The organism is Micromonospora echinofusca, from assembly GCF_017614955.1.
GTDB lineage: Bacteria > Actinomycetota > Actinomycetes > Mycobacteriales > Micromonosporaceae > Micromonospora > Micromonospora echinofusca_A.
The window spans coordinates 1-5146 of sequence record NZ_WVUH01000432.1; the positions used below are offsets into that span (position 1 = coordinate 1).

7 protein-coding genes are annotated in these 5146 nt (G+C 71.5%); 1 reads left to right on the forward strand and 6 read right to left on the reverse strand.

From position 1 onward, the window contains the following. Positions 1-558, forward strand: a 558-nt coding sequence (locus tag GSF22_RS30255; protein WP_368856916.1) for a N,N-dimethylformamidase beta subunit family domain-containing protein, incomplete at its 5' end; no start/stop codon positions are given. Between the two features lie 119 nt (positions 559-677). On the opposite strand, the gene GSF22_RS35890 is transcribed toward GSF22_RS30255, so the two are convergent. The 6 genes from GSF22_RS35890 to GSF22_RS30285 all read right to left on the reverse strand — a co-directional run. Further along, positions 678-2606, reverse strand: coding sequence for a 5'-methylthioadenosine/S-adenosylhomocysteine nucleosidase family protein (locus GSF22_RS35890; RefSeq protein WP_208817325.1), 1929 nt, complete (start codon positions 2604-2606; stop codon positions 678-680). Between the two features lie 83 nt (positions 2607-2689). After that, the gene (locus GSF22_RS30265; RefSeq protein WP_208817326.1) at positions 2690-3766 is read right to left on the reverse strand and encodes an ADP-ribosylglycohydrolase family protein; all 1077 of its coding nucleotides are present in this window, start codon (positions 3764-3766) and stop codon (positions 2690-2692) included. A gap of 82 nt (positions 3767-3848) precedes the next feature. After that, positions 3849-4268, reverse strand: coding sequence for a PIN domain nuclease (locus GSF22_RS30270; protein WP_208817327.1), 420 nt, complete (start codon positions 4266-4268; stop codon positions 3849-3851). Next, positions 4265-4474, reverse strand: coding sequence for a type II toxin-antitoxin system VapB family antitoxin (locus GSF22_RS30275; protein ID WP_208817328.1), 210 nt, complete (start codon positions 4472-4474; stop codon positions 4265-4267). The genes GSF22_RS30270 and GSF22_RS30275 overlap by 4 nt, the downstream gene beginning before the upstream one ends. Positions 4475-4515: 41 nt before the next feature. After that, the gene (locus GSF22_RS30280) at positions 4516-4815 is read right to left on the reverse strand and encodes a hypothetical protein (RefSeq protein WP_307804459.1); all 300 of its coding nucleotides are present in this window, start codon (positions 4813-4815) and stop codon (positions 4516-4518) included. Next, a partial coding sequence (locus GSF22_RS30285) for a DivIVA domain-containing protein (RefSeq protein ID WP_244454403.1) occupies positions 4812-5146 on the reverse strand: 335 nt, incomplete at its 5' end. The genes GSF22_RS30280 and GSF22_RS30285, both read right to left, overlap by 4 nt.

The window sequence follows — 5146 nt, forward strand, 5'->3', positions numbered from 1 at the left end:
GTGGTCACCTGCTACAAGACCAGCCCCGATCCGGCGCCCGGACCCGACCGGCGGGAACGCACCACCCGCTGGCGGAGCATCGGCGGGGGCGGGATGCTCGCCGAGCAGCGGCTGCTCGGGGTGCAGTACAACGGCATCGTCGCCCGGACGTCCCCGCTGGTGGTCCGCGCGGCCGACCACTGGTTCTGGGCGGGCTGCGGCCTGGTCGACGGGGACCGGATCCCCCGCCTGGTCGGGGGCGAGGCCGACGGCTTCAACCCGGACATGCCGGCCGCCGAGGGGACGGGGGCGACCATCCTGTCCGCCTCGCCGTACCCGGTGCGCTCCGGTGCGCTGCTGGAACAGAACAGTCACGTCTACGAGAGCCCGCAGGGTGCGCTCGTGTTCACCGCCGGAACGCTCTACTGGCCGTTGGCGCTCAACCGGCCCGGGTACGTCGACGCCCGGATCCAGCGGGCCACCGCCAACCTCCTCGACCGGATGCGCGGGGTGTCGACGCCGTCGACCCCGCTGGCCGTCCCGCCCACCGCCTCGTCAACCGCGCTGCCCACGCCATGACCGTCTGCACCGGAACGACCGTCCGGTGCACCGGCAGGTACGCCATCCGCGCCACGCGCCGCCCGTGACGATCCGGGTGGTCGACCGGGTCCGGGCCCATGTCGACGCTGTCCGGCGGTCTACTCCGCAGGGGTCGACACGTCCTCCCGACCCTGCTGGAGGAACCGGACGACGAAGCGGGCCGCCGCCTGGGCCGCCGCCTGCTGGCAGTCGTCGGTCTTGCCCATTCCCCAGTCCGAGATGCCCTTCACCATGATCCAGTCGCTCTTGGTCCGGGCGGCGGCAGCGTACAACCCGGCCAGTTCCATCTCGCCGCCGATCGCGTCCTCGTGGGCCCTCCGCAGCCTCTCGCGTTCCTGTTCGTTGTTGAGCAGGGTGCTGAGCGAGATCACCGGTCCGAAGTGCACCCTCGGTCCGGGCCAACCGTACGTCGCGGCCCGCAGCCGGTTGAGCAGCCGTACCGACGACTCAGGGCGTACGCCCCGGTCGATCTCGTGCCGCTCGCCGTCCCCGGTGGTGGTGACCTTGACATGGTCGGCGGCCCGCAACTGGGTGGCGACGACGAGGTCGCCGAGTTCCTGCTCGCCGCCGTCGTACCGGCGCGACCGGAGGCCGTAGCAGACCCCGGTCAGCACCACCATGTCCGGGGCCAGGTCGTCCAGCAGGCTCTTGGCGGTCAACGGCATCGAACCCGGGTTCACCGCGCCCTGCTCGCTCTGGGCCAGCCTGATCTCGGTGGCGCCGATCGAACCCAGCCGGAAGACCGCGTGCATGTCGAGCAGGTCGAGCTGGGGCTCCGGGATTCCGGTGGCCGCCGTGACGCTGGCGATCACCGCGTCCCGCTCGATCTCGTTGACCACGAGCAGGAGCACCCGGCTTCGTCGGCCGCTGTGCTGGACACGCTGGTAGAGCATCTTCTCCCGCTCTCGTTGGTAGCGATGGTGCCGCCAGACCGATCCGACGATCACGGTGAGCAGGGCAGGTCCGTACAGCGGGGCGAGAATCCCGGTCCACTGGACCTCCCAGTTCACCGGGTGCATGGTCGGCTCGGTCCAGAAGACGATTTTGCCGAGCAGCCACTGCAGGGCCCGGAGATAGGTCGCCGGCCGGTCGGGGCAGTCTCCCGAGGAGCAGTCCTCCCGCTCGGCGCTGGCGATGTAGATCGGCTGGGTGAGCACGATACAAGCCATCAACAGAAGCAACTGCCACAGGTTGCCGGGCGGCCGGATCGCCTCGACGTTCGGCTCCACGACCGGACCGGAACCGGACACCAGGTAACAGCCCGCCTCGCTCGTGGCACCCAGCCCTTCGGCAACCGTGATCAGGCGTTCCCGGGTGTCCACACTGGTCGCCGCCCGGGCGATGCAGACGAGCAGGGGTGTGCCGAAGGCCGGGTCGGGGGGGAGCGCGGTCGAGGCGAGCGTGACGCTCTGCTCGACCGCCCGCCGCAGGAGCACGCCGACCTGGCCCGGGTCGGCGGCGTGACACAGCGTCATCGACCAGTGGTTGTTGCGGCGGCGTTCCTCGGCCTGGAGGTCGAGCCCTTCCGGAATGGCGGAATAGCGGCGGAGGAACGAGACGACCGCGATGGGCATCCAGGCCGCCAGTTGGCTGACGAGCAGAACGGCGGCGAACAGCACCAGACAGGACACGACGACGATGCCCCACGGCCGGGCGAAGGCGTAGGGCAGGATCGGTATCAGCGCGAGGGCCAGGATCAGGGCCAACCCGGGCGGTACCAGGAAACACAGCGGGGGCCACCAGCGGTCCAGGCGGCCGAGGAACCGGTTGGCGCGGGGTCCGGCCGTCCACTCGCGCGACTGGGTCAACGGCGGTTCGATGACGGCGAACGCCTCCGTCGACTCCCAGATCAGCCGGCCCTCACTGGCGGCGAGGTAGAGCAGTACCGCCAGTGGTGGGCGGGCGCGGAACAGCCAGACGTCCCGGGGGCGGATCACCCCGATCGCCGCGCGTCCCCGCTCCGCTCGTCGTACCGCGCGGGCAGCGGTGCGGCACTCGGCGAACGTGGGGGTGGTGGGAGCCGACACCGAACCATGGTGGCCTATGCGCCCACCAGCCGGCACGAGATGACCCCAAAATCGTGGTACGTGTCGACGTGCACCGGACCGGACTACCAGCCGGGGTAGCGGACGATCCACTGGGGATCAGGCGGGGCGCCGTACCCGGAACCGGCCGGATGGTCGACGAACTCGGCGACCAGGTCCCGGGCCAGGGTGTCGGCGACCCAGACCAGTTCCAGCCGGGACAGCCAGTCCACCGGCAGGGCGTCGACCCCGTACGCCGTGCCGAGGAACGCCCCGGCGACCGTGGCGACATGTCCCCCGTCGCCGGCCGAGGCGGCGAAGATCAGAGCCTCGCGGAGCCGGTCCGGGCCCGGGAAGGAGGCCGCGACGTAGACCGCACCGGCGAGCGCCGAGGCGGCGCGGGCGTCGGGCGCGAGCCGGACCAGCTCGCCCCAGTCGGCCGGTGCCGACCGGGCGGCGGCGAGCGCCGGGGCGAGCGGGTGGGCCGCATCCTCGGGCCGGCCGGCACCCTGCTGACCTGCCGGGGCAGCCCCGGGCAGGTGGGCGCACCGGTGTTGCGCCTGCGCCACCGCCGCGTCGATCGGGGCGCCCCGGACCAGGTGGGAGACGATCGTGGCACCGAGGGCGGCGGCGTGGACCGCTTCCGCCGCGTGGGTGGTGGCCGCGAGCTGCGCGGCCAGGTCGGTCGCCCCGGTACTCCACGGCTCGACCAGTCCGGCCGGCAGGCTCCGGATCAACCCGTGGGCCCCGGTGCTGACCCCGGCCGGATCGTCCACCGTACCCATGGTCTTCTGCCGCAGGGCTGCCACCGTCGCGGGCGCAGACCCGCGCCGGGCCGCCAGGGCGGGGACCTGTGCCAGCCAGCCGTCCGGCCAGTTCGCGTCCTGGATGCGCGGGACACCCGGGATGCCCTGCACGCCTGCCCAGCGGGTGTACGCGTGCCAGACGACGCTCGGCGGGTGGCAGATCCCGCGCAGGGTGCCGCGCACGCTGGCCCGGATGATCCCCTCCACGGTGAAACAGGCGAGTTGACCGGCGCTGGTGGCCGGCAGGAGCCCGGTCGGGGGTACCTCCCCGCCGGTCGCGCCGACGGCGTCACCGAGCAGGAGGCCGAGCAGGCAGCCGCGTACCGCCCCGAGCTGGCGGACCGTTGATCTGGACATCGCCGCGAGCATAGGGGCGGAGGCGGTCAGGCGCCGCCCCGGCAGGACCCGCTCGGAGCAGCCGACCTACTCGGGAAGACGGTCAGTCTGCGGTACCGGCCGGGACGACCCAGGTCGTGGGTTGCCCGGTGATCGAAGTGATCATGTCGAAGTCGCCGTCGTAGTGCAGCACCGTGGCACCGTGTCGCTCGGCGGTGGCGGCCACCAAAAGGTCCGCCATCGACAGGGCACGGTGAGTGCCTTTGTGCAGCGCCTGGACCTGCACGTCGATCGCCCGGTCCCAGATGTCGTCGGGCATCGCCAACCAGTCGAAGCCGTGCAGCAGCCAACGCGCCCGTTGTGCCTCCTTGGCGGTACGCGCGCTGTGTAGCACCTCGATCTCCACCGCCCCGCAGACAGCAAGCAGACCCCGGTCGGACAACTCGTCGAGGACCGGAGCCACCGCTGGTCGGGGCCAACGGGCGAGGGCCGACTTGTCGAGCAGGTAGTGCTCCCGACTCACGCTGCGTCCGGCTTCGCCGTACCCACCGGCCCGGTCAGGTCTGGTAGACCACCGGACTTGAGCCAGTCGGCGAACTCACGACGTTTCTCCCGGTCGACCGCTGCCTGCAGAGCGGCATGGACGGTTGCCTTCTTCGTCGTGGTGCCGAAGATCTTCGCTGCCTCGGCGAGCAGTTCATCGTCGATATCCAGGATGGTCCGGGACATGTACGGCACCTCCTCCAGGTGACCCGATCCGACCGAAGATATCAAGTTCGGCTGCGTTTGATATACGACTGGCGCCGGATGTCGCCGTGTCGCGGCGAAGGCGACGTGTCGGAGACCTGGCGCAGGCCGGCGGGCTGGACGAAGATCTCGCGTTTGCCGGTCGCCTGCCCGGTCCGGTCCAGCAGGTACCCGGTCAGCCAGGCCCAACCGTGGTACGTCGGCTGGTCGGACACCGAGATCACCCGGAACAGAAACCCGCGTGCGCCAGCGAACTGCACCGAGGCCCGGCCGTCCACCAGCACCACGTCACCCGGACGTGGCACCCGCAGCGACACACTCACCAGCGCCGCCCGGAGTTGCCACGCGGATCACGCTGCCCCTGGCACCGTTCGGCGTGCATCGCCTGCCAGTCGCGCAGGGCCCGCTTGAGCCGGTCGTTCTCCTCGTCGACCCGGGCCACCTCGCGGTGCAGCTCGGCCAACTCGTCGGACACCCGACGCTGGAAGGCGTGCACCTGCTCGGGGTCGATCCCGCGCCGACACGGGTCGAACTCCCAGGTGCGTACCTCCAGCGGGGTCAGCCACGTCGGACGGCCGGTGCCGTAGAGCCGGCCATGTCGGTACACCTGGGCCACGTCGGTTTCTCCTCCAGGGCCGGGGAGCGGGGTGGTCC

Excerpts from the sequence above, each read along its gene's own strand:
- GSF22_RS30265 (WP_208817326.1), bottom strand. The coding sequence starts at position 3,766 with ATGTCCAGATCAACGGTCCGCCAGCTCGGGGCGGTACGCGGCTGCCTG.
- GSF22_RS30275 (WP_208817328.1), bottom strand. The coding sequence starts at position 4,474 with ATGTCCCGGACCATCCTGGATATCGACGATGAACTGCTCGCCGAGGCA.